Raw genomic sequence first — 25,109 nt, forward strand, 5'->3', positions numbered from 1 at the left:
ATGGTACTGCAGGGGGGACCCTGTGGGAGAGTAGGACGCCGCCGAACTCCTTTTAATAGAAGCCCCGTTACGAACCTGGTTCGTGACGGGGCTTCTATGCGTTGTGGGGGGGGCTTGGTAGGGAGAATTCTCTGCCAAGCCCCCCTTTTTTGTGTTGCGTGCCTGCCAACGCCGGCCGATGGGGGCGCGGTCGTCGGGCTGGCAGCATGTCGCCGGGTGCCGCGATTTGTCGGTGTTGACTGGGCGGCGATGAAGGGTGGTCGCGTGTACCCCTGTGCACGAGGGCGCTCTGCATGCGGGTAAAGTCGGGACGCATCATTGGCACGTTCCACAGGAGGCCCCCGGGTGGAGGTCCAGGAGACGCGCGTTCAAACCGACCGCGTACTCACCATCCCGAACATCCTCAGCATGGCACGCCTCGCCGGCGTGCCCGTGTTCCTGTGGCTCATTCTGTTGCCCGAGTTCGGCGGCCCCAAAGCCGACGGATGGGCACTGCTGGTGCTGATGTTCAGCGGGATCAGCGACTACCTCGACGGGAAACTCGCTCGCCGGTGGAACCAGATCAGTAGCCTCGGTCGACTTCTCGACCCGGCCGCCGACCGGCTCTATATCCTCTCCACCATCGTCGGTCTGACCTGGCGGGAGATTCTGCCACTCTGGTTGACCATCGCGCTTCTCGCGCGCGATCTGCTGCTCCTCGTGATGGTCGGCGTCCTGCGCCGCCACGGCTATCCGCCGCCCCAGGTGAACTTCCTCGGCAAGGCGGCGACCTTCAACCTCATGTACGCATTCCCGCTCCTCCTTCTGAGCGATGGGAGTGGCTGGCTGCCGACGCTCGCTGCTATTTTCGGATGGGCGTTCGCAGGATGGGGTACAACGCTCTACTGGTGGGCAGGGATCCTCTACGTGGTTCAGGTCCGTCGGCTCGTCAAGGCGGACGCCACGGCCGGCTGAGCTCGCTGATGCGCCAGCCCTAGAGGGGCCGAAGCTGCCCCACCTGAACTCCAGTGCGTCATCTGGATGGGCGAAGTCGGCATGACCGTCGTCTCTTCAAGGAGGACGCTTCCGACATGAAGGCCGTCGTAATGGCCGGTGGCGAGGGAACTCGCCTCCGGCCGATGACTTCGAGCATGCCCAAGCCATTGCTGCCGGTAGCCAATCGGCCAATCATGGAGCATGTACTGCGCCTGCTCAAGCGGCACGGTCTTAATGAGACCGTGGTGACCGTGCAGTTCCTCGCCTCACTGGTACGGAACTACTTCGGAGATGGCGAAGAGCTCGGGATGGAGCTCACGTACGCCAACGAGGAGAAACCACTCGGTACCGCGGGAAGCGTCAAGAACGCCGAGGAAGCGCTGAAGGACGATGCGTTTCTCGTTATTTCCGGCGATGCGCTCACCGACTTCGATCTGACCGAGCTGATCAACTTCCACAAGGAAAAGGGCGCGCTCGTCACGGTCTGTCTGACCCGGGTGCCCAACCCGCTGGAATTCGGCATCACCATTGTCGACGAGGGCGGTCGGGTCGAGCGGTTCCTGGAAAAGCCCACCTGGGGACAGGTCTTCTCCGACACCGTGAACACCGGCATCTACGTCATGGAGCCCGAGGTCTTCGACTACGTCGAAGCCGACACCTCCGTCGACTGGTCGGGTGACGTCTTCCCGCAGCTCATGAAGGAAGGCAAGCCCATCTACGGCTATGTCGCCGAGGGCTACTGGGAGGACGTCGGCACCCACGAGAGCTATGTGAAGGCGCAGGCTGACGTCCTGGAGGGCAAGGTCGACGTCGAGATCGACGGCTTCGAGATCTCGCCGGGGGTCTGGGTCGCCGAAGGCGCGGACGTTCACCCTGATGCCGTACTGCGCGGCCCGCTCTACATCGGCGACTACGCCAAGGTGGAGGCGGGCACCGAGATCAGGGAACACACCGTCGTCGGCTCCAACGTGGTGGTCAAGAGCGGGGCCTTCCTGCACAAGACCGTCGTGCACGACAACGTGTACGTGGGGCAGCAGTGCAATCTGCGTGGTTGTGTCATTGGCAAGAACACCGACATCATGCGCGCCGCCCGGATCGAAGACGGCGCGGTCATCGGCGACGAATGCCTGATCGGTGAGGAATCGATCGTCCAGGGCAATGTCCGCGTCTATCCCTTCAAGACCATCGAGGCCGGCGCGTTCGTCAACACCTCGGTGATCTGGGAATCGCGAGGACAGGCCCACCTCTTCGGCGCACGCGGCGTCACCGGCATCCTCAACGTCGAGATCACGCCGGAACTCGCCGTCCGTCTGGCGGGGGCGTACGCGACGACCCTGAAGAAGGGTGCGACCGTCACCACGGCACGTGACCACTCCCGCGGTGCCCGGGCGCTCAAGCGCGCCGTCATCTCCGCGCTCCAGGCCAGTGCCATCGACGTACGTGACCTGGAGAACGTGCCGCTGCCCGTGGCGCGCCAGCAGACCGCCCGCGGTAGCGCCGGCGGGATCATGATCCGTACGACGCCCGGCGTACCCGACTCGGTCGACATCATGTTCATCGACGAGCGGGGCGCTGACCTCTCGCAGGGCGCCCAGCGCAAGCTGGACCGGGTGTACGCGCGTCAGGAGTACCGCCGCGCGTTCCCCGGCGAGATCGGTGACCTGCGGTTCCCCGCCAGCGTCTTCGACTCGTACACCGGTTCCCTGCTCCGTGCGGTGGACACCACCGGGGTGGCCGAGGCGGGGCTGAAGGTCGTGGTCGACGCCTCCAATGGGAGTGCGGGGCTGGTGCTGCCGAGCCTGCTCGGTCGGCTCGGCGTGGATGCGCTCACCATCAACCCCGGGTTGGACGAAGCGCGCCCGACCGAGACGGCCGAGGCCAGGCGGGCGGGGCTGGTGCGCCTCGGCGAGATCGTCGCCTCCGCGCGCGCGGCCTTCGGCGTCCGTTTCGACCCCGTGGGCGAGCGGCTCTCGCTCGTGGACGAGCAGGGGCGGATCGTCGAGGACGACCGTGCACTGCTGGTCATGCTCGACCTGGTGGCCGCCGAGCGGCGCAGCGGCCGGGTCGCCATGCCGGTCACGACGACCCGCATCGCGGAACAGGTCGCCGCCTACCACGGCACCCAGGTCGACTGGACGACCACCTCGCCCGACGACCTGACTCGGGTGGGCCGCGCGGACACCACGATCTTCGGCGGGGACGGGCGCGGCGGGTACATCATCCCCGAGTTCAGCAGCGTCTTCGACGGCACCGCCGCCTTCGTACGACTGATCGGCCTGGTGGCGCGTACCCAGTTGACGCTGAGCCAGATCGATGCGCGCATCCCGCGCGCCCATGTGCTCCGGCGTGATCTGGCCACTCCCTGGGCGGTCAAGGGCCTGGTGATGCGCAAGGTCGTGGAGGCGGCGGGGGAGCGGTCGGTTGACACCACCGACGGCGTACGGGTCGTGGAGGCCGACGGCCGCTGGGTGATGGTGCTGCCCGACCCCGCGGAGGCCGTGACCCACCTGTGGGCGGAGGGCCCGGACGACGCCTCCGCGGGGGCCCTGCTCGACGAGTGGGCGCACGTCGTGGACAGCGCGGGCAACTGATCCACCGCCGGGTCCGCGCCGGGCCCGCAGCGACTGAACGGCGCCGTACCGCCGGGGTGTACGACCCGCGGACGGCTTGATCGAGTCGAGGGCGTCGCCGCCCCCGGCCCCGCTCCGGCACGCCGGTGGGGCCATTCGGTGGCGGCGCCCCCGACGTGCGACGATGTGCGGCATGCCGCAGCCGCCCCCCATTCGGAGCACCGCGTCGCAGCGCCCGCGTCCCGACGCGTCCATGTCGCTGCTGACCAATGTGATGGACCACAGCCTCGATGACGGCTATGCCGAGGCGGCGGCCCGGCGGGAGGCCGAGGGCAAGCAGGGGCTGCCGCGTACGGTCAGTGCCAAGCTCTGGCTCGCGGTCGGTCTCGTCCTCACCACGGTGGTGGTGACCATCGGAGCGGCCGAGACGCGGATAGCGGCGCCCACCGTGGCCAAGGAGCGTCAGGAGCTCATCGACCGGATCGAGTCGGAGACCGCCGCCGCTGACGAACTGGAGGACAACGTCGACGCGCTGCGCGACGAGGTCGACGACCGGCAGCGCAAGGCACTGCCGAAGCAGAGCGGCGGCAAGGGGGAACTGGTAGCCCTGCTCGCCGGCGCAACCGAGGTGCAGGGCCCGGGAATCAAGCTGGTCGTGGACGACGCCGAGGACGCCGGTGGTGGTGGCGGTGGCGGGCCGCGCGAGAGCAACGGATTCTCGAACACCGGGCGGGTACGGGACCGCGACATGCAGCGCGTCATCAACGGCCTGTGGCAGTCGGGGGCGGAGGCCATAGCGATCAACGGCCAGCGGCTGACGGCCCTTTCGGCGATCAGGGCCGCGGGAGACGCCATACTGGTCGACAACAGGCCACTGGTGCCGCCGTATACGGTGCTCGCAGTGGGCGATGGACCACGTCTGCGCGCGACCTTCGAGTCCAGCGCGGACGGCCAGTACCTCAAGGTGCTGCAAGAGAATTACGACATTCGCGTGCGGACTTCCCTCCAGGACGAGATGCGGCTCCCGGTCGCGCCGAGCCTGATCGTACGCAGCGCGGAGCCATATGCCGGTGCCGCGGACAAGAACGACACCGACACAGGAAAGGGCACATCTTGATCGCCGTACTGGGCCTCGTCGTGGGAGTCGTGGTCGGACTCGTGGTCCGCCCCGTCGTACCGAACGCCGTCGAGCCCTACCTGCCGATCGCCGTCGTGGCCGCACTCGACGCGGTCTTCGGCGGCTTCCGCGCGATGCTCGACGGGATCTTCGACGACAAGGTCTTCGTCGTCTCCTTCCTGTCCAACGTCGTGGTGGCCGCCCTCATCGTCTTCCTCGGCGACAAGCTGGGCGTCGGCGCGCAGCTCTCCACCGGCGTCGTGGTGGTGCTCGGCATCCGCATCTTCTCCAACGCAGCCGCGATCCGACGGCACATCTTCAGGGCGTGAGGCCGATGTCCGACGACGAGACCCCCAAGCCGCCCGAGCAGCCGGCGGGCCAGGGCCCGGACGACGGGCCGCCGACCGAGGACGGCAGCGGACCGGGCACCGAGCCCGACCAGTCCGACCAGCCTGCCCAGGCTGACCAGTCCGAGCAGGCCGACCAGACCCGGCGGCCCGCTCAGCCCGGCAGGCCCCAGCGGCCCCAGCGGCCTGCGCAGCCTGGCCGTCCCTGGCCGCCCGCCCGGCCCACTCGACTCGAGCGGCCTGCCCAGCCCGCCCGATCCGGACAGCTCGCCCGGCCCGACCGACCTGTTCGGCCCGCCCGAGCTGAGCGGCCCGACCAGCCCGAGGCGTCCGAGCAGGCCGCCAGGCCGGAACAGCCGGCCAAGGCCCAGCCGCCGGCGCAGCCGGGCCAGCCAGCCCGCCCGGGGCACGCCAAGGAGCACGGGCACCGGTTCGCCGGGCTGCGCCGGGAGCTGCCGGCAGAGCGGCCCGCACCGCGCATCAGGCAGCCGCTGCCCGAACCGCCGGAGCCCGACCGGTCCATGACGGGACGTCAACGGCTGCTGGCGAGCGTCTGGCCGCCCCGGGTGACCCGGCCGCAGCTCACCGTGGCCCTGCTGCTGTGCGTGCTCGGGCTCGGGCTCGCGATCCAGGTGCGGTCGACCAACGAGAACAGCGTGCTGCGCGGGGCCCGGCAGGAAGACCTGGTGCGCATCCTGGACGAGCTGGACGACCGCACCCAGCGCCTCGAAGACGAGAAGCAGCGCCTGGTCGGCCAGCGCACCGAGTTGGAGAACAGCTCGGACCAGGCCGAAGAGGCCCGTAAACAGACCAAGGCCAAAGAGCAGCAACTGGGTGTGCTCGCGGGTACGGTTGCGGCGCAGGGGCCCGGCATCACGTTGCGCATAACGGACACGCACGGTGCGGTCGAGGCCGACATGCTGCTCGACGCGATCCAGGAGTTGCGGGCGGCGGGCGCCGAGGCCATCCAGATCAATGACGTACGGGTCGTAGCCGACACGTACTTCACCGATGCGGGCAGCGGCGTCGAGATCGACGGCCGTCGGGTGTCACAGCCGTACACGTTCACCGTGATCGGCAAGCCCGAGGATCTTGAGCCCGCGCTCAATATTCCTGGTGGAGTGGTGCAGACTCTGGAGAAGGAGCGCGCGAACGTGTCAGTGAAGCGGCACGAGAAGATCGTCGTGGACGCCTTGCGGTCGGCGAAGCGGCCTGACTACGCTCGGTCGTCATCGTGATGAGCGGGGGACGCATGAGGCGCCCGGGGCGCGGGTGCCGCGTAGCGGGGGGTCGGCGCACCAGATACCTGGTGCGTAAGGGAAACTGTCTGATGGTCACGGACGTTGTGAGGGTGACCGGGTCAGCCGGTGTGTGCATCGAGGGTTTGTCCTGCCCCACGGGCGGGTCTGTTTCAGTCAAGGGGAATCGCCCGTGAAGTTGTTTGCGAAGTTGTTCGGCAAGAGCGCACGCCAGGAGGGCGGCACCGCCCGCCATCGGGGGCGCGATGCCGAAGGAGGCGGGGCTCACGAGGAGCGCCCGCTGTTCCGGGACCAGGTCGGTGACCTGCCCGGTGGCCACGGCGCGTCGTCTGTTGACCCCGCCGGAGCCGGAACCATAGGTTTCGGTCAATCATCAGCCTCAAGTACGGGTGGAGGGTCTGGGTTGCCTGTGTGTCCCAGGTGTGGGCATCAGACCGGCGCTACGAGCAAGTTCTGCTCCAACTGCGGCACGCCGCTGCGCCCGGGTGCCACGCCCGAGCGGGCCTCGGAGACGACATCCACCATTTCGATCTCCGGCCTTGAGGCGTACGACTCCGAGACGACCGGGCAGACCCAGCTCCCGTCGCTGACGCCGGAGGCGCAGGCCGCGGTGGACGCGCTGCCGGTGGGCTCGGCGCTCCTGGTGGTCAGGCGCGGCCCCAACTCGGGCAGCCGGTTCCTGCTGGACAGCGAGCTGACGACGGCCGGCCGTCACCCGAACAGTGACATCTTCCTGGACGACGTCACCGTCTCGCGTCGGCACGTGGAATTCCGCCGCGGCCAGGACGGTAGGTTCTCCGTCGCCGACGTCGGCAGCCTCAACGGCACGTACGTCAACCGTGAGCGGATCGACTCCGTGCTGCTCAACAACGGCGACGAGGTGCAGATCGGCAAGTACCGACTGGTCTTCTACGCCAGCCAGCGAGGGTTCGGCATCTGAGTCACCTCGGCGCCAGGGAAGGTTCATGCGTCACTCACCGACGGGCGGTGCCGGGCACGGCGCCGCCCCTGCGGACGGCCGTCTGCTCAGCATCGGCGCCGTACTGAACCTCCTGCGCGACGAGTTCCCCGAGGTCACGATCTCAAAGATCCGTTTCCTTGAGGCAGAGGGACTGGTCGAGCCGCAGCGCACCCCCTCCGGGTACCGGAAGTTCTCCCGGGCGGACGTGGAGCGGCTCGGCCACGTGCTGCGCATGCAGCGCGATCACTACCTTCCGTTGAAGGTCATCAGGGAGCACCTCGACGCCCTGGAGCGGGGCGAGCAGGTGCCCCTGCCGGCCCCCGCCCAGCCGCGCGACCTGCTCGACGGGGAGCCGGCAGCGGCACCCGAGCCGACCGCGGCCAGGCTCGGCCGTGCGGAGCTGCTGGCCGCCGCTGAGGTGGACGAGGGCGAGCTGGCCGAGTGGGAGTCCTACGGGCTGCTCAGCGCCGCTCCTGACGGCGGCTACGACGCCGGGGCGGTCACGGTGGCCAAGCTGATCGCCGATCTGGGCCGGGCGGGTCTTGAGCCGCGTCATCTGCGGGCCATCAAGGCGGCGGCGGAGCGGGAGGCCGGGCTGGTCGAACAGCTCGTTGCACCCCTTCGGCGGCATCGCAATCCGCAGACCAGAGCCCACGCGGAGGCCACCGCGCGGGAGCTCGCCGGACTGTCCGTACGGCTGCACGCGGCCCTCGTGGAAGCTGCCCTGCGGGTCAGGTTGCACTGAGTACGGGGGTGCCCGACTACCCAAACCGGCCGGGCAGGTCCTAGGGTTGCTGTGTGAATGAGCTCGACGTCGTGGGTGTCCGGGTGGAAATGCCTTCCAACCAGCCGATCGTGCTTCTCCGTGAAGTGGGAGGCGACCGGTACCTGCCCATTTGGATTGGGCCGGGAGAGGCGACTGCCATCGCCTTCGCGCAGCAGGGCATGGCCCCTGCGCGACCGCTGACGCATGACCTTTTCAAGGACGTGCTGGAGGCGGTGGGCCAGGAGCTCACCGAAGTCCGGATCACGGACCTGCGGGAGGGCGTGTTCTACGCGGAGCTGGTCTTCGCCAGCGGCGTGGAGGTCAGCGCCCGGCCGTCGGACGCCATAGCGCTGGCGCTGCGCACCGGCACGCCCATCTACGGCAGCGACGGCGTGCTGGACGATGCGGGCATCGCCATTCCTGACGAGCAGGAGGACGAGGTCGAGAAGTTCCGCGAGTTCCTCGACCAGATCTCGCCGGAAGACTTCGACACCAACAGCCAGTGAGTCGCTGGCGGTAGCGGCGTCGGGACATTCGGGGAGCCGTTCCCCGGAACGCGTCACGGTAAACCACTCCCAGGGTGATTATCACTCGGCGTGCCGAGTGTGGCGATCGTTGACGCACCCCGGGTGACTGCCTACCGTCGACAGGGCAGGTCAAGGACGGAGGTCGGCGTGAGAAGCACCGGCGACGGCACGGCGGCGGGCGGTCCGTATCCGCTGTACGGGGGCGGGGCCGCAGCGGCGCCCGGGCAGCCGACCGCGGCGCGAGCCGCAACACCCGACGAGCCCGCGTCCGACGACGTCGGCTACCGCGGCCCCACCGCCTGCGCGGCGGCGGGCATCACCTACCGGCAGCTCGACTACTGGGCGCGCACCGGCCTCGTCGAGCCGAGCGTCCGGCCCGCGTACAGTTCCGGCAACCAGCGGCTGTACAGCTTCCGCGACGTGGTCGTCCTCAAGATCGTCAAGCGACTCCTGGACACCGGGGTGTCGCTCCAGAACATCCGCACCGCGGTGCAGCACCTGCGCCAGCGCGAGGTCGCCGACCTCGCGCAGATGACGCTGATGAGCGATGGCGCGATGGTGTACGAGTGCACGTCGCCGGACGAGGTCGTGAACCTCCTCCAGGGCGGTCAGGGCGTCTTCGGTATCGCCGTCGGGGTGGTGTGGCGGGACGTGGAGTCCGCGCTGGCCCAACTGCACGGCGAGCGCGTGGACACCGGCGAGACCCTCACCCGGCACCACCCGGCCGACGAGCTCGCCAGGCGGCGCAACCGCGCGGTCTAGGCCGATTGTCAGAGGCGTACGGCACCATCGTGGGTGTGAGGGGTGCGCCGACGATTCTGCATCTGGACATGGACGCCTTCTTCGCTGCGGCGGAGCAGGCGGCCAAGCCGAGCCTGCGCGGCAAGCCGGTGATCGTCGGCGGTCTCGGGCCGCGTGGTGTGGTGTCCACCGCCTCGTACGAGGCGCGCGTCTTCGGTGTGCACTCCGCCATGGCGATGGCGCAGGCCCGGCGGCTGTGCCCGAACGCCGCCTACCTCACCCCACGCTTCGCCTTGTACCGCCAGGTCAGCGAGGTCGTGATGAGCCTGCTCGCGGCGCTGTCGCCGCTGGTCGAACCGCTCAGCTTGGACGAGGCGTTCGTGGATCTGGAGGCCGGCGGGGTGGAGCCGCGGACGCAGGCAGCCCGGGCGGTGGGGGAGCGGCTGCGCAGGGACATCGCCGCGGCGACGGGGCTCTCCGGGTCGGTGGGCCTGGCCGGCTCGAAGATGCTCGCGAAGATCGCCTCCGAGCAGGCCAAGCCCGACGGCCTGGTGGTGATCGAACCGGGCACGGAGCTCGCGCTGCTGGGGCCGATGTCGGTGCGGGCCATTCCGGGGGTGGGGCCGGCGACGGCCGAGGCGCTGCGCAGGGCCGGTATCCACACCGTGGGCGAGACGGCCGAGGCGGGTGAGGCCGAGTTGGTGAGGTTGCTCGGCAGGGCGCACGGGACCTCGCTGTTCGCGTTGGCCAGCGGGCGGGACGAGCGCCCCGTGGTGGCCGAGCGGGACACCAAGTCGGTCTCCGTCGAGGACACCTTCGACGAGGACCTGACGGACCGCTCCCGGGTGCAGGTCGAGGTGGACCGGCTCGCCGTCCGGTGCGTCGAGCGGCTGCGGGCGGCCGGCAGGTCGGGTCGTACGGTCGTGTTGAAGGTGCGGCGCTACGACTTCTCGACGCTCACCCGCTCCGAGACGCTGCGCGGCCCGACGGACGACCCGGCGGTCGTGCGGGAGGCGGCCAGACGGCTGATCGACGCGGTGGAGACGGCCGAGGGCGTGCGGCTGCTCGGCGTCGGCGTCACAGGCCTGGCCGATTACACCCAGGAGGACCTGTTCGCCCAGGCGGCCACCGAGCGCGAGGCGCTGGCGGGCGAGCAGCAGGGGCGGGGCGGGCCGGCCGGGGCCGGGGGCCCCCGGGGGGCCGCAGCGGCCGAGAGCGGCGCCCCCGGCGCGCCTGCCGGCCCTGCCGAGCCCGAGCGGCCCGAGGCGCCACGGCGCTGGCTGCCGGGGCTGGACGTCGTGCACGCCGAGTACGGCGCCGGCTGGGTGCAGGGCAGCGGCGTCGGCCGGGTGACCGTGCGGTTCGAGGAGCCCTGGTCGGCCCCGGGCCGGGTGCGGACCTTCGCCGTCGACGACCCGGACCTCGCGCAGGGCGAGCCGCTGCCGCTGGTCCGTCCCGAGATACGCCCCGCCGCACCGGCTCCCGGTGCGCCGTGCGACGCGGGGGAGCCTGGGACGCCCGGGCCGGTGCCTCAGCCGCTCGAAGCCGCCCCCGGTCCCTCGTCCGAACCAGCGATATGCCCGAAGCCGGTGTCCGGCGGCGGGGTGGGGGCGCTGCGCCGCGAGGTGTCGAGCCCGTAGTGCCGGTAGAGCTGGACCTCCTGCTCGGGTGAGAGGTGCCGGCCGACACCGAGGTCGGGCGCGCCCTTGATGAGCGCGCGGTCGAAGGGCACGCGCAGGACCTCGTCGACCACCTCGCTCGGCTCCAGCGGTACGAAGACGTCCCGCCCGAACAGTCCGGTGCGCACCGCCGCCCACTCGGGTGCGCCGGTCGCGTCGTCGAGGTAGACCTCGTCCACGGTGCCGATCTTCGTGCCGTGGCGATCGAACGCCTTGCGGCCTATCAAGTGCCTCGGATCGGTGTCCGTCTGCACCGTCCATCACCTCCAGCAAGGTCGTGACTGCCCTATGACACCTACGTAAGGGCACATCATGCCCACCGGCCACTTGAGGAAGCAGGTGGAAACGTCGCTGGTAGGCTGGTCCGTGGCTGTCGACCCCGTGCGGGAGAGCCCTCCGACGCAGGTAGGCGGGGGCGCCGAAGGAGCAAATCCTCCCCGGAATCTCTCAGGCACACGTACCGTACGGACGAGGTCACTCTGGAAAGCAGGGCGGGTCACGGACTGGCATCAGCCCGGAACCCGTCCTCACCGACGGTGAAAGCCGGGTCGCGGGTGCGGGCCGGTGAAGCTCTCAGGTCGCGATGACAGAGGGGGAGGCCGTTCGGGCACCAGCGCCATGGTGCCCCCGAAGGTCGTATGACCAGGAGGCCTCCGCAGATGACCGCACACCGCACCTCCCTGACCGAGTTGGAGCGCGGCACGCCCTTCGACGAGCGTCACATCGGGCCCGACCGCGAGGCACAGGCCAAGATGCTGGCCCAGGTCGGCTTCGGCTCGCTGGACGAGCTGACCGCGGCTGCCGTGCCCGATGTGATCAAGAGCGCCGAGGCGCTGCGCCTGCCCGACGCCAGGACCGAGCCGGAGGTGCTCGCCGAACTGCGTGCGCTGGCCGACCGCAACCAGGTCGTCACGCCCATGATCGGCCTCGGCTACCACGGCACCTTCACGCCGCCGGTGATCCTGCGCAACGTGATGGAGAACCCGGCCTGGTACACCGCGTACACCCCGTACCAGCCGGAGATCTCGCAGGGGCGCCTGGAGGCGCTGCTCAACTTCCAGACCATGGTCGCGGACCTGACCGGGCTGCCCACCTCCGGCGCCTCGCTGCTCGACGAGGGCACCGCGGCGGCCGAGGCCATGGCGCTCTCGCGGCGTGTGGGCAAGGTCAAGAACGGCGTCTTCCTGATCGACGCGGACTGTCTGCCGCAGACCATCGCCGTGATCCAGACCCGCGCCGAGCCCACCGGTGTGGAGATCGTGGTCGCCGACCTGTCCGACGGCATCCCGGACGAGGTCGCCGAGCGCGGCGTCTTCGGCGTCCTCCTCCAGTACCCGGGCGCCTCCGGCGCGGTGCGCGACCCGCGGGCGGTCATCGAGCGGGCGCACGAGCTCGGCGCGGTCGTCACGGTCGCCGCCGACCTGCTCGCCCTCACCCTGCTCACCTCGCCCGGTGAGCTGGGCGCCGACATCGCCGTCGGCAGCACGCAGCGGTTCGGCGTGCCGATCGGCTTCGGCGGCCCGCACGCCGGCTTCATGGCCGTCGGCGAGAAGTTCGCCCGCAGCCTGCCCGGCCGACTCGTCGGCGTCTCCGTCGACGCGGACGGCGACAAGGCGTACCGGCTGGCGCTCCAGACCCGCGAGCAGCACATCCGCCGCGAGAAGGCCACCAGCAACATCTGCACCGCCCAGGTGCTGCTCGCCGTGATGGCGGGCATGTACGCGGTCTACCACGGCCCGGACGGCCTGGCCGCCATCGCCCGCCGTACCCACCGCTACGCCACGGTGCTCGCCGCCGGGCTGCGGGCCGGCGGCGTCGAGGTCGTGCACGGCGCCTACTTCGACACGCTCACCGCGCGGGTGCCGGGGCGGGCGGCCGAGGTCGTCGCCGCGGCCCGCGAGGCCGGCGTCAACCTGCGGCTGGTCGACGCCGACCAGGTCGGCATCGCCTGCGACGAGACCACCGGTCGTGCGGAGCTGGCCGCCGTGTGGGGCGCCTTCGGCGTGCAGGCCGACGTGGCGGAGCTGGACGCGGCCGTGGCCGACGCGCTGCCGCAGTCGCTGCTGCGTACCGATGCGTACCTCACTCACCCGGTCTTCCACCAGCACCGTTCCGAGACGGCGATGCTGCGCTACCTGCGCAAGCTGGCGGACCGTGACTACGCGCTGGACCGCGGCATGATCCCGCTCGGTTCCTGCACCATGAAGCTGAACGCGACCACCGAGATGGAGCCGGTTACCTGGCCGGAGTTCGGTGCGCTGCACCCGTTCGCGCCGATCGAGCAGGCGCAGGGTTACCTGACCCTGATCAAGGAGCTGGAGGACCGGCTCGCCGAGGTCACCGGCTACCACAAGGTCTCCATCCAGCCGAACGCCGGTTCGCAGGGCGAACTCGCCGGGCTGCTGGCGGTGCGCGCCTACCACCGGGCCAACGGCGACGAGCAGCGCACGGTCTGCCTGATCCCCTCGTCGGCGCACGGCACCAACGCCGCCAGCGCCGTGATGGCCGGCATGAAGGTCGTCGTCGTCAAGACCGGCGACGACGGCGAGGTGGACACCGCCGACCTGCACGCCAAGATCGAGAAGCACGCCGACGAACTGGCCGTGCTGATGGTCACCTACCCCTCCACCCACGGGGTGTTCGAGGAGCACATCAGTGACATCTGCGCCGCCGTGCACGACGCGGGCGGCCAGGTGTACGTGGACGGCGCCAACCTCAACGCGCTGGTCGGGCTGGCGAAGCCGGGCCGGTTCGGCGGCGACGTCTCGCACCTGAACCTGCACAAGACCTTCTGCATCCCGCACGGCGGTGGCGGCCCCGGCGTCGGCCCGGTGGGCGTGCGCGAGCACCTGGCGCCCTACCTGCCCAACCACCCGCTCCAGCCCGCGGCCGGCCCCGAGACCGGCGTTGGCCCGGTGTCAGCGGCGCCGTGGGGATCGGCCGGCATCCTGCCCATCTCCTGGGCGTACGTGCGGCTGATGGGCGCCGAGGGGCTGCGCCGGGCCACCCAGGTCGCGGTGCTCAGCGCCAACTACATCGCCAAGCGCCTTGAGCCGCACTACCCGGTGCTCTACACGGGGCCGGCGGGTCTGGTGGCGCACGAGTGCATCATCGACCTGCGGACGCTGACCAAGGAGACCGGCGTCAGCGTGGACGACGTGGCCAAGCGCCTGATCGACTACGGCTTCCACGCGCCGACGATGTCCTTCCCGGTTGCCGGGACGCTCATGATCGAGCCGACGGAGAGCGAGGACCTGGCCGAGCTCGACCGGTTCTGCGAGGCGATGATCGCCATTCGTGCGGAGATCGCCAAGGTGGGTGCGGGCGAGTGGGCGGCCGACGACAACCCGCTGCGGAACGCCCCGCACACGGCGGCGATGGTCGGCGGTGCCTGGGACCACGCGTACAGCCGTGAGGACGCCGTGTTCCCGGCCGGTGTGGTGGCCGCGGACAAGTACTGGCCCCCGGTCCGCCGCGTAGACGGCGCGTTCGGTGACCGTAACCTGGTCTGCTCCTGCCCGCCGGTGGACGAGTACGACGGCTGACTGAGGCCGTCTGGTGCGGGGTGACCCGCGCCTGAGCATGCGATGGGGCCGGTTCGGCGTTTGCCGGGCCGGCCCCTCATGGTGGTGCCGCGCGTGGTGCGCGCGTCGTAGCGAAAGGCGTCGTCGTACGGGCGGGAGCCTGCTGGCGGCCCGTCGCGGTGCGACGCCGTGGTGACCGGCGCCGGTGCGCCGATCCGAGTGGTGCCCTTTACGCGGCCGTCATCACGTGCTCGGTGCCCAGCGGCCGGTGCGGGGCGATGACCTGCCCGTCCGGCAGCAGTTCGCCGGTGTCCTCGAAGAGCAGGACCCCGTTGCACAACAGGCTCCAGCCCTGCTCGGGATGGTGGGCCACGAGATGGGCCGCCTCCCGGTCGGCGGACTCTGCTGTCGGGCACGGCGGTTGGTGCTGGCACATGGTGGAGGTCTTTCGCTGCGATGTGGTGGCTGTCCTGCGGCTCGGTGCGGTATCCATTGCCGCCCCCCGTAACTGTCGGTTGGTCTCAGTCTTGCCCTGCGAGCGTCATTTCGCAGGCATTTAGCGGCAGCGCTTCTTCTCGTAGGGAAGACGCGTCACCCATCGGGATGGTTGTCGCGGCGCGGGTCATCCCAGCGGGTGGTTCGTGGTAGTCGACTCGCACTAGTCCATTCGATGGAGCAGCGCGGATCGTGACGAAGCGAGTGCGCCCCGCGACTCAGGAGTCGCGGGGCGCACGAGGTGCGAGGTGCTGGCGGTGCCGTCCACGTGAAGCATCGCGGGAGCAGGCGGCGCGTGGGTGGAGGCACGCGCCGTGGGCCTGGCGCGGAGTGGTGCTGCTTGCGGGCGGGGCGGGGCGGGCTCCGCTCAGGCGGGCGTCCCCAGCAGCGGCTCCGGGGTGAGGCGGAGCGTCAGCATCGGAAGCAGGTCCGCCACCTGGTGCGGGCGGTTGGCGGCGATGCCCGGCGGCGCCGGCGCGAGCGGCACCAGCAGATCGGCCGGGGCCGGTGGGCCGCCGGCCGGTTCGTCCGCCGTCTCGCGGTGCAGCCACAGGGTCAGCATGTACAGCTCGGGCACCGAGAGCAGCCGGGGCTGGTACGCGGTGGGCAGGGCGTCCGCGCGGCGCAGGGCCTGCTCGGTTGAGGTCACGTACGGGCCCTCACAGAAGTGGGAAAATGCCCAGCCGCCCGGTGTGAGCAGGGCTTCGGCTGCGGCCACGGCGTGTTCCGCGCCGACGATCAGGAAGCGCCAGCCGATGAGTCGGGTGATCGGCGCCGCTGCTTGCCCGGCACGGGGTGTCACGTGGTCCAGGACGTGCAGGGGGAGCGGATGCGCGACGGCCAACGAACCCGGTTCGACGCGCAGGGCGGGGGTACGCGCCTCATGGACGGCGGCGGGGGAACCGAGGGCCGTGAGGACGCTGCGCAACGCGGGCGCTGGGGCTGGGGAGACATGCAGCGGCATAGTCGCCTCTCACTTCAAGACAGGTGCAACGGGGGATGCGGACGGCACTGTCTGTGCACGGGTCAGATGAGGGCCGGTCTGATTGCCGGGTCGTCCTCTCTCTGCCTCGATTGGCGAGCTTATACGACAGGTGTTCCCTTTACCTTTCGCGGTACCTGTGCGGTCAACTCGGCAAGGGCCTATCAGGCCCTTGCGTTGTGGTGATTGATCCGTTTCTGTGCCACTTATTTTGAAGGTGCACGCGGCTGACCGTGGCTTTTATCGTTCCGTTGGAAGGCTGAAACTTGCCTGTCTTTTCTGCCGCGAAAAGTGGGGCGAGCTGGTAGGTCGTCATATGCCCAAGAAGGCCCCGCCGCGTTCGGTAACTGGAGCTTAGTCGTCCCACTGCGTGGACGCGGCGTTATCGATCACACCGCCTGGGCATCATCGACCGTGACTTCCCCCGGCTCCCTTCCTGAGCCGGGTTCCAGACGGCTGGCGCGGCCGTGACGCGGTCTAGGAGGGACGCTTCTATGGGTGAGAAGATCGTGGCAGGTGGGTTTGCCCTGTCCGATCGGCAGCGGCACCGTGAAAAGCTGCGGCAATGCCTTGACGCTTTCGCCCGACTGTTGAAAGAGAAGCGATTCGAGCGTCCCAAGAACCTCATGGGCCTGGAGATCGAGCTGAATCTCGCGGGGCCCGACGGCATGCCACGGATGTTGAATGACCAGGTCCTCGAACGCATCGCGAGCGGGGATTTCCAGACGGAACTCGGTCAGTGCAACCTCGAAGTGAACATCGTGCCGCACCGCATGCACGGCCGGGTCCTCGACCAGCTATCCGAGGAGTTGCGTACCGGACTCGCATACGCCGACAGAAAGGCCGGAGAGGTTGCCGCCGGCATCGTGATGATCGGCATCCTGCCGACCCTGGCCGCCGATGACCTGGTGCCCGCCAATCTCTCCAGGGCCGACCGGTACCGGCTGCTCAACGACGAGCTGCTGGCCGCCAGGGGCGAGGACTTCACCATCGACATCGCCGGCGTCGAGCGGCTGACCTGCACGTCCGCCTCGATAGCGCCGGAGGCGGCGTGTACGTCGGTGCAGTTGCACCTCCAGGTGACGCCGCGCCGCTTCGCTGATGTGTGGAACGCCGCGCAGGCGGTGGCCGCGGTGCAGATCGCCGTCGGGGCGAACTCGCCCTTCCTCTTCGGGCGGGAGTTGTGGCGCGAGTCGCGCCCGCCGCTGTTCGTGCAGTCCACCGACACCAGGTCGCCGGAGCTCAGCGCGCAGGGCGTACGCCCGCGCACCTGGTTCGGAGAGCGCTGGATCGATTCTGCACAGGACTTGTTCGAGGAGAACCTCCGCTACTTCCCCCCGCTGCTGCCGATCAGCAGCGATGAGGACCCGATGAAGGTGCTCGATGACGGCGGTGCCCCGCACCTCTCGGAACTGGCGCTGCACAACGGCACCATCTACCGCTGGAACAGACCGGTGTACGCGGTCTCCGACGGGGTGCCGCACCTGCGCGTGGAGAACCGGGTGCTGCCAGCGGGGCCCACCGTCGCCGACGTCATCGCCAATACGGCCTTCTACTACGGCCTGGTCAGGGCGTTGTGCGAGCAGCCGCGCCCGGTGTGGACCCGGCTGCCGTTCGCGATGGCGGCGGAGAACTTCGACGTCGCCTGTCGGGACGGCATCGAGGCACGACTGCACTGGCCGCGCCCGGGCCGCGGACCGTCGGTGGCGCGCACCCCGGCCGTACGACTGGTCCTGGAGGAGCTGTTGCCGCTGGCCGCGGCGGGCCTCGACGCCTGGGGCGTGGAGCGAACCGACCGGGACCGCTACCTCGGGGTGATCGCCGAACGCTGTCGCCGGCGGATCAACGGCGCCTCCTGGCAGTCCGACACCTACCACCACACGCTCGCCACCGGCCTGGCCAGGGAAGACGCCCTCGCGGCCATGACGCGCCGCTACTGCACCCTGATGCGTACCGGAGAGCCGGTGCACACCTGGCCGGTGGGGGCGGCGGGCTGAGCGCACGCCGGAGCGCTGCCGGGCCGACCGTACGCCGGGGTGGCGCCGCCACAGGACTTGGCGCCACTGCCGGGCGCGGCTGACCACCGTCGAACCGGGTCGGGCGGCACGGAGTGCCATGGGCCCCTGTGTCGTCCGGGCCGGTGACGTCAGGCAAGCTAAGACCTCCCGAAGGGGACCAGGTGGGAAGGGGCGCCGCCGGCGCGCCCCCTCGTACCCGCTTCAGCAGGTGGAGATCTTGGAGGCTAGACGGTGGTGCGCTCGCAGGCCCGCGAGGTGGTCGACCCCGCGTCGGGGGGCGGCCTGTCGCGGCGCACCCTCGGCTTCGAAACGGTGCTGGTGCTCGCGCTGTCGCTGGGCGCCAGCGGGGTGTCCGCGCTGATCGACTTCATCGGCTCGGCCACCGAACCCGGCGGGCTCAGCAACCAGACCGCCAACCTCAACTCCTCCGCCGCGCCCGGCCGGCCCTGGCTCGACCTGGCCTGGCAGCTCTTCGGCATCTCCACCGCCCTGGTCCCGGTCGCCCTCGTCGCCCATCTGCTGCTGCGCGAGGGTTCTGGCCTGCGCGCCATCGGCTTCGACCTGCGGGCACCCCGCTCCGACCTGGGCTGGGGAGCCCTGGTCGCGGCGGGCATCGGCGGCTCCGGCCTCCTCCTCTACATCGGTGCCCGCGCCGCCGGGGCCAACCTGACCGTGGTGCCCGAGTCGCTGCCGGACGTGTGGTGGAAGTATCCGGTGCTCATCGCCTCCGCCGTGCAGAACGCGGTGGTCGAAGAGGTGATCGTGGTGGGCTATCTGCTGCGGCGGCTCGGCCAGTTGGAGTGGGGCCCGCTGGCTGCCCTCGCCGCCAGCGCCGTACTGCGCGGCTCGTACCACCTCTACCAGGGCATCGGCGGGTTCTTCGGCAACCTGGTGATGGGCGTGATCTTCGTGTGGCTCTATCGACGCTGGGGCCGGGTCGGGCCGCTGGTGGCCGCGCACGCCCTGATCGACATCGTGGCCTTCGGCGGTTACGGGCTCCTGGAGGGCGAGGTCAGTTGGCTGCCGGAGCAGTGACCGCGGTGGCGTGGAGTTCCCCGTCGATCACGGTGACGGCCGTGCCTTCGAGGAGCGTACGGGCCCCGCGCAGCAGGGTCCGTACCCGGCCGGTGCGGGCCGAGACCTGGAGCCCCGTCAGTTCGGTGCGGCCCAGCCGCGGTGACCACAGCGGGGCCAGGGCGGTGTGGGCGCTGCCCGTCACCGGATCCTCGTCGATGCCGGAGGCGGGACCGAAGAAGCGCGAGACGAAGTCGTAGTCGGCGTCGGCGCGTTCGGCCGCCGCGGTCACGATCACCCCGCGCACCGGGAGCCCCGCGATGGCGCGCAGGTCGGGGGCGAGTGTGCGCACGGCGGCTTCGGTGGCGAGTTCCACCAGCAGGTCACCGACGTTCGGCCCGGTGTCGTAGCAGGCCAGCACGGGTGCGCCGAGCGCGGCCGACAGGTTGGGCGGGGGAGTGGCGGCGGTCAGCGGGGCGGTCGGGAAGTCCAGCGTGATGGTGCCGGCGGGGGCGGCAGCGGCGGTCGCGGTGGCCGGGCCCGGGGCCTGTGCCGTGTCGACGGGCAGCGCTGCGGTGAGCACCCCGCTGCGGGTGGCGAACCTGACGGTGCCGCTGGCCGTCCCGGTGGTGTGCAGCACGTGTGCGGTGGCCAGCGTGGCGTGACCGCACATCGCCACCTCGGTAGTGGGTGTGAACCAGCGCAGTGCCCAGTCGGCTTCCGGGTCGTCGGGCAGCGGATGGGCGAAGGCGGTCTCCGACAGGTTGACCTCCGCGGCGACCTGCGCCAGCCAGGCGTCGTCGGGGAAGGGCCCGGCGGGCAGCAGGACCACCGCCGCGGGGTTGCCGGCGAAGGGGCGGTCGGTGAAGGCGTCGACGGTTCGTATGCGCATGGGCCGACTCTAAGCCGCCCCCGGACGGTCGCGTACGTCGTGCACCGCGGTCGGCGCGGTGCGGGTGGGCCGGGTGTGCCGCCCCGAAGGGTCCGTACCGCCGGCGCCTGGTACTGACCCGATCGGGGCGGCCGTCCGCCCGCCGGTCACCGCCGTCGACACCGGCCGGGCCACCGCTTGTCAGTGGTGACCCGGCCTCGCCCACGGCGGGTCACTGGCCTGCCGGCCCGCACCTCAGCGGCCTCACACCCCAGGTGCTGGCTCTCCACCGGAGGTGCCGGTCAGCCGCTTCAGGTGCCGACTGACACTTCAGGACATGCTGAGCGGCTCGGGCTGTGGGAGCAGGGGCCGGGGCCCTGACGATGGAGCTGGGACGGGCATGAGGAGGGGAGGCGATCCTCCTGGAGCGAGTCGTTCGTCCGTACGTACGTCGCTGACTTGCAAGGGTTGGAGCGGGTACGGGAGGCGGGCTTGCTTCGTCATCGGTGCGAGGTGGCGGTGGTTGGGTTGGCGGGAGCGGCTTAAGGATCTCCTCGGCACCGGCAATGACCGCCCAGGGTGTGCTGGCCCGGGTGAACCCGACGACGGACGACCGGGCAGCGCAGCACGGGGCCCAGTGACGTCTACCGACCGCCCACCTGCCTGGTCACCGCGTCGAGCGTCGGCCAGGGTGGTCCCCCTCGCAGCAGGCGAAGGAGTTCCTCCCCGAATCGCCTGCCGTTCGGAAAGCGGTCGTCACGGTCCCAACGCCACGCTGCGACCATTGCGAGGACGAGTTGTCGGCACTCGTCCAGCAGGTCCCGGTCGACGTCCGGGTAGTGCTCGCAGACCGCCTCCGCAACATGGGCGAGGTCGAACTCGACCGGCCCGCGGCAACACGTCTCAAGGTCGATGAACAACGGGCCGTCCGCCGTGCTGAGCACGTTGCCCGGATGCGGCTCGCCGTGAAGCAGTTGCTCCGCTGCGCCGCGGTCCTCGATCCGCCGGCGCACACCTTCCAGTGTGCTGCTGAGGAACACGCGGTCCGCTCCGGCGAGTTCGGGCGAGCGGTCGGGGTCGGCGATGACTTCTTGCGCCTCCGCGATCCGGTCGGTGAACCGTGGGCTCACCACGGCGACCTCGCGCATACCGGTGTGCAGTCGCCCCAGCGCCTTGGCGTAATCGGCTGGTGGGACGTGGGTCGTGACGGGTTCGTAGTAGGTCCACAACGTCACTGCGAAGCCGTCGCGGGGGTACGCACGTGGACCCACGCGGGGCGCAACGGTGCCCACCGGGCAGCCGGCCTCGGCCAGCCGTTGGGCGAGGTCTACTTCGAACTGCGCGGCCTGCCCTCCTGGGGCTACCCGGGCGAGGACGTCACACGGCGTCAACCGCAGTGTGAGCCTGTTTGAGTCGTGGAGTATGACTGCGTCGTCGGCTGGCAGGTCGAGCGAGGCGGCGACGGATGTCGCAGCCGCGATCGCACGTGTGAGGTCGGCTGTGTCCACCGGCGAAGTCTGGCACGGGTGGGTGAGGGCGGTGCCGGGCCGGCGTGGTCAGGCGCCGGCTACTGGGTCTCGGTACGAGCCGTGCTGCACCCTTTCGTTCTCGGCGAGCGAGGAAAGCCCTGGTGTCCCGTCTCACGAGATCTTGCCGGCGCGGGCGAACCCAGGTCGTCACGGGTTCACCGCGTCGAAGGGTTCGTCGTGCCAGCGTCCGCTGTGCTCGTTGCCTTGTGGCCGGCCGCCTCGCCCGGCCGAACGTGTTGTCGGCGGAGGGGAGCGTTCATGCGTCGGGAGTGGTCGCCTAGGAACCAAACCCCGCCCGGGGAGCCTCGCGCTCGGGTTTCGACTCCCCGATACCAGCGCCGGGGGCGCCTGCTGTCTCCCGGAGGGCCTTCCGCACCGGCGTTGCCCGCCAGGGAGAGGACTCCGGGGTAGACGAGATCGGTCCGCGCGGCGACGCAGCGCAGCAGTTGGCCGCAGCCAGGAACCGAGCTGCTGCACTGCACGTCTCCCGCACCATGATCTCAAGCGAGGGCCCCAAGCACGTCATTTCCACCAAGCTGGTCTCGCCGTCCGCCGTGAGTACGGATCCGTCGAAGACCAACGACTACAACAGCTTCGCCGAGGCGTACACGGCCGCAAACGAAACCAACCTGGTCAATGCCTACTACGAGCGGCCCGCGATGCTGGCCCTCGCCGGAGACGTGGCCAGCCGGCGGATCCTCGATGCCGGCTGCGGATCGGGGGCCCTGTTTGCCGCGCTGCGCGAACGTGGCGCCATGGTCAGTGGCTTCGACACGAGTGCCGAGATGCTGGAGCTGGCTCGGCAGCGGCTCGGAGACGATGCGGACCTACAGGTGGCGGACCTGGGCAGCCCGCTTCCTTACGCTGATGACACGTTCGACGACGTAGCGGCGTCCCTCGTGCTGCACTACCTGGAGGACTGGGGGCCGGCGCTGGCCGAGCTGCGACGCGTACTCAGGCCCGGCGGTCGGCTGATCGCGTCTGTCGACCATCCCTTTGCCGTCAACCTCATACACCGCGAGGCCGGTCGCGAGGCCGAGTGCAACTACTTCGACACCACCAAATGGACCGTGGAGTGGACCGTGGGCGGCCATACCGCCCTGGTGAGCAGATGGAACAGGCCGCTGCACGCGATGATCGAGGCTTTCACCGGGGCCGGTTTCCGGATATCAGTCATTAGCGAGCCAGATCCTGACCCCGCTGCTCGCGAGGTGTTCCCCGAGGCCATCGCGGCCAAGCCGCGCTTCCTGTGCTTCCTCTTCTTCGTCCTGCAAGCCGAGTAGCAACCAGAACGGACGCGCCCGGGGCGGCCAGCAGGGTGTGGTCCGTACGTCCTCGCCCGCATCCCGGACGGCCGATGGGCACATCTTGATCGGCCGCGCCCGCTACGCGGTCACCAGCTTGTCCAAGCAGCTCGCAAACACCCCGCCCGCCGGAGCGAGCGGGCGCCCCCGGCCCGCCCGGTGGGCCGATACCCAGATGACACACATCCGCGCGGTGTCGGCCGCACGGCCCTGATCGGCCGGCTGCGGTCGGCGTCCAGTCTTCGAGGTGTGCGCGGGACCTTCGTGCACGTCGAACTGGGAGAGGCGGTCGCCGGTGCGCGCTCGTTGGATACGCGTTGCTCGTACGGGAGCAGCGGGGTGGGGTCGGTGTCGGGCGGCGGGAACTTCGGCCGCGTTGATCGTGACGGTCGGTGTCGGCGTCGGTGGTTGGGTGGGGTTCGCCGGCGCCGGTGAGCAGGGCGGTGGCGATGTGCGGGCCGGCGGTCGAGCCTTGGTCGGCTCGGCGTCTCCGGCCCCGTCCGGCGCGCTCCGGCTGGACCTGCCGTGGCCCGCGGAAGGCCAGGCGAGCGTCGAGGTCGCGGGCCTCGGCAGCCTGGGCAGCAGCGGGCAACAGCAGCCGGTGCCCATCGCGAGCCTTGCCAAGGTGATGACGGCGTACGTGATCCTCAAGGAGCATCCGCTGCGGGCCGACGAGGCAGGGCCCCGGATCACCGTCGATGCGACAGCCGAGGCCGAGTCGCACTCGCTCAGCGAATCCACCGCCCCGGTCCGCGCCGGGCAGCGGCTCACCCAGCGCACACTGCTGGAGCTGTTGCTGATCCCCTCGGGCAACAACGTCGCCCGGCTGCTGGCACGGTGGGACGCCGGCAGCCAGCAGGCGTTCGTGGCGAAGATGAACCGCGCGGCGGCCGACCTCGGAATGCGCCGGACCACGTACACCGGGGCCAGCGGCATCGAGCCGACCACCCGCAGCACCGCCGATGACCAGCTCAAACTGGCCCGCCAGGCCATGCAGCACCCGGTACTGCGCACGGTGGTGGGCCTGCGCGAGACGACCGTCCCCGACACGCCCGGCGTCATCGCCAACACCAACCGGCTGCTGGCCAAGCCCGGCGTGGTCGGGCTGAAGACCGGATCGAGCACGCCCGCCGGGGGCAACCTGCTGTGGGCTGCCGAGGTGGGGTCGGGCCGGGCGCGGCACCTGGTGCTCGGGGCGGTGCTGGGGCAGCGTGCCCACACCACGCCGGCCGAGGGCATGGCGGCTGCGCTGACGCACAGCGGTGAGTTGATCGATGCCGTCCGCCAGGGCCTGCCCGCGGCCCTGATCGGCAGCGGTGCCCGGCAGCCGGTGCGCTCGTGAGCGCGCTGGTCGACCGCCTGGTGCGCCGCTCCCGGGCCACCGAGCCCGCCGACCGGCCGGCGGTGGCAGGAGCCGCCGCGGGGGACGGGGGGAGGTGGCGGCGCGGTCGGTGGGTGGCTGCCGCCGCGGGGCTGTGCGCACTGGTCATGGCGGCGCACGCGGCGGTGCCGAACGGGTTCGGCAACCTGGGCAGCCTGCTGGAGACGTTCCTGCCCTGGCTGGGTGTGAGCGTGCCCGTACTGCTGGTTCTGGCAGCGGTGCGGCGTTCCGCGGTTGCCGCGGTCGCCGTGCTGCTGCCGGCCCTCGTGTGGTGGTCCCTGTTCGGCGACGTACTGGTGGACAAGCGAGCCGCCGGTGGCGACCTGACCGTGGTGAGCCACAACGTGAACGACGCGAACCCGGACCCGGCCGGCACCGCCCGCCAACTCGCCGCCAGCGGTGCGCAGGTGCTGGCCCTGGAGGAACTGTCGCCCGACACGACGCCGACGTACGAGCGCGCGCTGGCCGACTCCTACCCCTACCACGCCGTACGGGGCACCGTCGGGCTGTGGAGCAGGTACCCCCTGCACGCCGTGGCACCGGTCGAGATCATGCCGTGGCCCCGCGCCCTGCGGGGCACCGTCGCCACGGCCAAGGGCCCCATCGTCGTGTACGTCGCCCACCTCGCGTCGGTGCGGGTGCGCCCGGACGCGGGCTTCGCCACGACGAGCCGGAACGCGGCGGCCGAACGGCTTGCCGCTGCCGTACGGGCCGAACCGGCGACCCGCGTCCTGGTGGTGGGTGACTTCAACGGCACGCCCAACGACCGTGCCCTGGCGCCGGTGTTCGCCCCGTTGCGGTCGGCGCAGGAGGAGGCCGGCGCCGGGTTCGGCTTCAGTTGGCCCGCTGCGCTGCCGGTGGCCCGGATCGACCAGATCCTGCTGCGGGGCATCGCCCCGGCCTCGTCGTGGACCCTGCCGAGAACGGGCAGCGACCACCTGCCGGTCGCGGCCACCCTGCGACTGTGACCGACTGCCACGGCCGCCCCGCCCGCAGGGACACCCACCGGGCCAGCCGCCCGGTCACCACCAGCGCGCCCGCCCCGGCAA

General features: G+C 70.6%; 21 protein-coding genes and 1 riboswitch. Of the genes, 16 read left to right on the plus strand and 5 right to left on the minus strand.

The annotated features are described in order from the left end of the window. Positions 1–345: 345 nt before the first annotated feature. The 10 genes from ACMA1D_RS12890 (at position 346) to ACMA1D_RS12935 (ending at position 10,903) form a co-directional block, all read left to right on the plus strand. Positions 346–954, plus strand: coding sequence for a CDP-alcohol phosphatidyltransferase family protein (locus tag ACMA1D_RS12890; protein WP_414724062.1), 609 nt, complete (start codon positions 346–348; stop codon positions 952–954). 116 nt (positions 955–1,070) lie between these two features. Then, positions 1,071–3,566, plus strand: a complete 2,496-nt coding sequence (locus tag ACMA1D_RS12895; RefSeq protein ID WP_414724063.1) for a sugar phosphate nucleotidyltransferase — start codon at positions 1,071–1,073, stop codon at positions 3,564–3,566. Between the two features lie 163 nt (positions 3,567–3,729). Next, positions 3,730–4,662: a DUF881 domain-containing protein gene (locus ACMA1D_RS12900; protein ID WP_414724064.1), complete on the plus strand. Its 933-nt coding sequence runs from the start codon at positions 3,730–3,732 to the stop codon at positions 4,660–4,662. Beyond that, complete coding sequence (locus ACMA1D_RS12905; protein WP_176165418.1) at positions 4,659–4,991, plus strand: small basic family protein; 333 nt, start codon at positions 4,659–4,661, stop codon at positions 4,989–4,991. The genes ACMA1D_RS12900 and ACMA1D_RS12905 overlap by 4 nt, the downstream gene beginning before the upstream one ends. 497 nt (positions 4,992–5,488) lie before the next feature. Further along, positions 5,489–6,247, plus strand: coding sequence for a DUF881 domain-containing protein (locus tag ACMA1D_RS12910; RefSeq protein ID WP_414724152.1), 759 nt, complete (start codon positions 5,489–5,491; stop codon positions 6,245–6,247). A gap of 133 nt (positions 6,248–6,380) precedes the next feature. Beyond that, positions 6,381–7,208: an FHA domain-containing protein gene (locus ACMA1D_RS12915; protein ID WP_414724065.1), complete on the plus strand. Its 828-nt coding sequence runs from the start codon at positions 6,381–6,383 to the stop codon at positions 7,206–7,208. Positions 7,209–7,233: 25 nt separating this feature from the next. Next, on the plus strand, positions 7,234–7,974 hold the full coding sequence (locus ACMA1D_RS12920; RefSeq protein WP_414724066.1) for a MerR family transcriptional regulator: 741 nt from the start codon (positions 7,234–7,236) through the stop codon (positions 7,972–7,974). Positions 7,975–8,027: 53 nt separating this feature from the next. Beyond that, complete coding sequence (locus ACMA1D_RS12925; protein WP_014044725.1) at positions 8,028–8,501, plus strand: bifunctional nuclease family protein; 474 nt, start codon at positions 8,028–8,030, stop codon at positions 8,499–8,501. A gap of 168 nt (positions 8,502–8,669) precedes the next feature. Next, a complete protein-coding gene (locus ACMA1D_RS12930; protein WP_414724067.1) occupies positions 8,670–9,284 on the plus strand; it encodes a MerR family transcriptional regulator in 615 nt (204 codons plus the stop codon). 35 nt (positions 9,285–9,319) lie between these two features. Beyond that, the gene (locus tag ACMA1D_RS12935) at positions 9,320–10,903 is read left to right on the plus strand and encodes a DNA polymerase IV (protein WP_414724068.1); all 1,584 of its coding nucleotides are present in this window, start codon (positions 9,320–9,322) and stop codon (positions 10,901–10,903) included. Here the strand turns inward: ACMA1D_RS12935 and ACMA1D_RS12940 are convergent. Next, on the minus strand, positions 10,795–11,196 hold the full coding sequence (locus ACMA1D_RS12940; RefSeq protein WP_414724069.1) for a PRC-barrel domain-containing protein: 402 nt from the start codon (positions 11,194–11,196) through the stop codon (positions 10,795–10,797). The genes ACMA1D_RS12935 and ACMA1D_RS12940 overlap by 109 nt on opposite strands. 120 nt (positions 11,197–11,316) lie before the next feature. Further along, a riboswitch (glycine riboswitch) is annotated at positions 11,317–11,415 on the plus strand. Positions 11,416–11,601: 186 nt separating this feature from the next. Here ACMA1D_RS12940 and gcvP point away from each other — a divergent pair. Further along, complete coding sequence (gene gcvP, locus ACMA1D_RS12945) at positions 11,602–14,487, plus strand: aminomethyl-transferring glycine dehydrogenase (RefSeq protein ID WP_414724070.1); 2,886 nt, start codon at positions 11,602–11,604, stop codon at positions 14,485–14,487. Between the two features lie 208 nt (positions 14,488–14,695). Here the strand turns inward: gcvP and ACMA1D_RS12950 are convergent, their stop codons facing one another. Together ACMA1D_RS12950 and ACMA1D_RS12955 are read right to left on the minus strand one after the other, a co-directional pair. Then, positions 14,696–14,902 carry a DUF5999 family protein gene (locus ACMA1D_RS12950; protein ID WP_414724153.1) on the minus strand — a complete coding sequence of 69 codons (207 nt, stop codon included), beginning with the start codon at positions 14,900–14,902 and terminating at the stop codon, positions 14,696–14,698. A 426-nt stretch (positions 14,903–15,328) separates the two neighbouring features. Beyond that, positions 15,329–15,925 carry a hypothetical protein gene (locus ACMA1D_RS12955; protein ID WP_414724071.1) on the minus strand — a complete coding sequence of 199 codons (597 nt, stop codon included), beginning with the start codon at positions 15,923–15,925 and terminating at the stop codon, positions 15,329–15,331. Between the two features lie 512 nt (positions 15,926–16,437). Between ACMA1D_RS12955 and ACMA1D_RS12960 the strand changes: the two genes are divergently transcribed. Together ACMA1D_RS12960 and ACMA1D_RS12965 are read left to right on the plus strand one after the other, a co-directional pair. Continuing rightward, the gene (locus ACMA1D_RS12960) at positions 16,438–17,940 is read left to right on the plus strand and encodes a glutamate--cysteine ligase (RefSeq protein ID WP_414724072.1); all 1,503 of its coding nucleotides are present in this window, start codon (positions 16,438–16,440) and stop codon (positions 17,938–17,940) included. A gap of 255 nt (positions 17,941–18,195) precedes the next feature. Then, complete coding sequence (locus ACMA1D_RS12965; protein WP_414724154.1) at positions 18,196–18,996, plus strand: CPBP family intramembrane glutamic endopeptidase; 801 nt, start codon at positions 18,196–18,198, stop codon at positions 18,994–18,996. Here ACMA1D_RS12965 and ACMA1D_RS12970 read toward each other — a convergent pair. Together ACMA1D_RS12970 and ACMA1D_RS12975 are read right to left on the minus strand one after the other, a co-directional pair. Continuing rightward, positions 18,974–19,867 (minus strand): PhzF family phenazine biosynthesis protein, encoded by an 894-nt coding sequence (locus ACMA1D_RS12970; RefSeq protein ID WP_414724073.1) that lies wholly within the window; start codon positions 19,865–19,867, stop codon positions 18,974–18,976. The genes ACMA1D_RS12965 and ACMA1D_RS12970 overlap by 23 nt on opposite strands. 623 nt (positions 19,868–20,490) lie before the next feature. Next, a complete protein-coding gene (locus tag ACMA1D_RS12975) occupies positions 20,491–21,354 on the minus strand; it encodes a phosphotransferase (protein ID WP_414724074.1) in 864 nt (287 codons plus the stop codon). Positions 21,355–21,869: 515 nt separating this feature from the next. On the opposite strand from ACMA1D_RS12975, the gene ACMA1D_RS12980 reads away from it, so the two are divergent. The 3 genes from ACMA1D_RS12980 to ACMA1D_RS12990 all read left to right on the plus strand — a co-directional run bounded on the left by ACMA1D_RS12980 (position 21,870) and on the right by ACMA1D_RS12990 (position 25,028). Beyond that, complete coding sequence (locus ACMA1D_RS12980) at positions 21,870–22,658, plus strand: class I SAM-dependent methyltransferase (protein WP_414724075.1); 789 nt, start codon at positions 21,870–21,872, stop codon at positions 22,656–22,658. A gap of 403 nt (positions 22,659–23,061) precedes the next feature. After that, entirely contained in the window at positions 23,062–24,021 is a 960-nt protein-coding gene (locus ACMA1D_RS12985) for a D-alanyl-D-alanine carboxypeptidase family protein (protein WP_414724155.1), read from the plus strand. 62 nt (positions 24,022–24,083) lie between these two features. After that, positions 24,084–25,028, plus strand: coding sequence for an endonuclease/exonuclease/phosphatase family protein (locus tag ACMA1D_RS12990; protein WP_414724156.1), 945 nt, complete (start codon positions 24,084–24,086; stop codon positions 25,026–25,028). The last annotated feature ends 81 nt before the right edge of the window (positions 25,029–25,109 follow it).

This window comes from Streptomyces sp. 796.1 (genome assembly GCF_047525675.1).
Classification (GTDB): domain Bacteria; phylum Actinomycetota; class Actinomycetes; order Streptomycetales; family Streptomycetaceae; genus Streptomyces.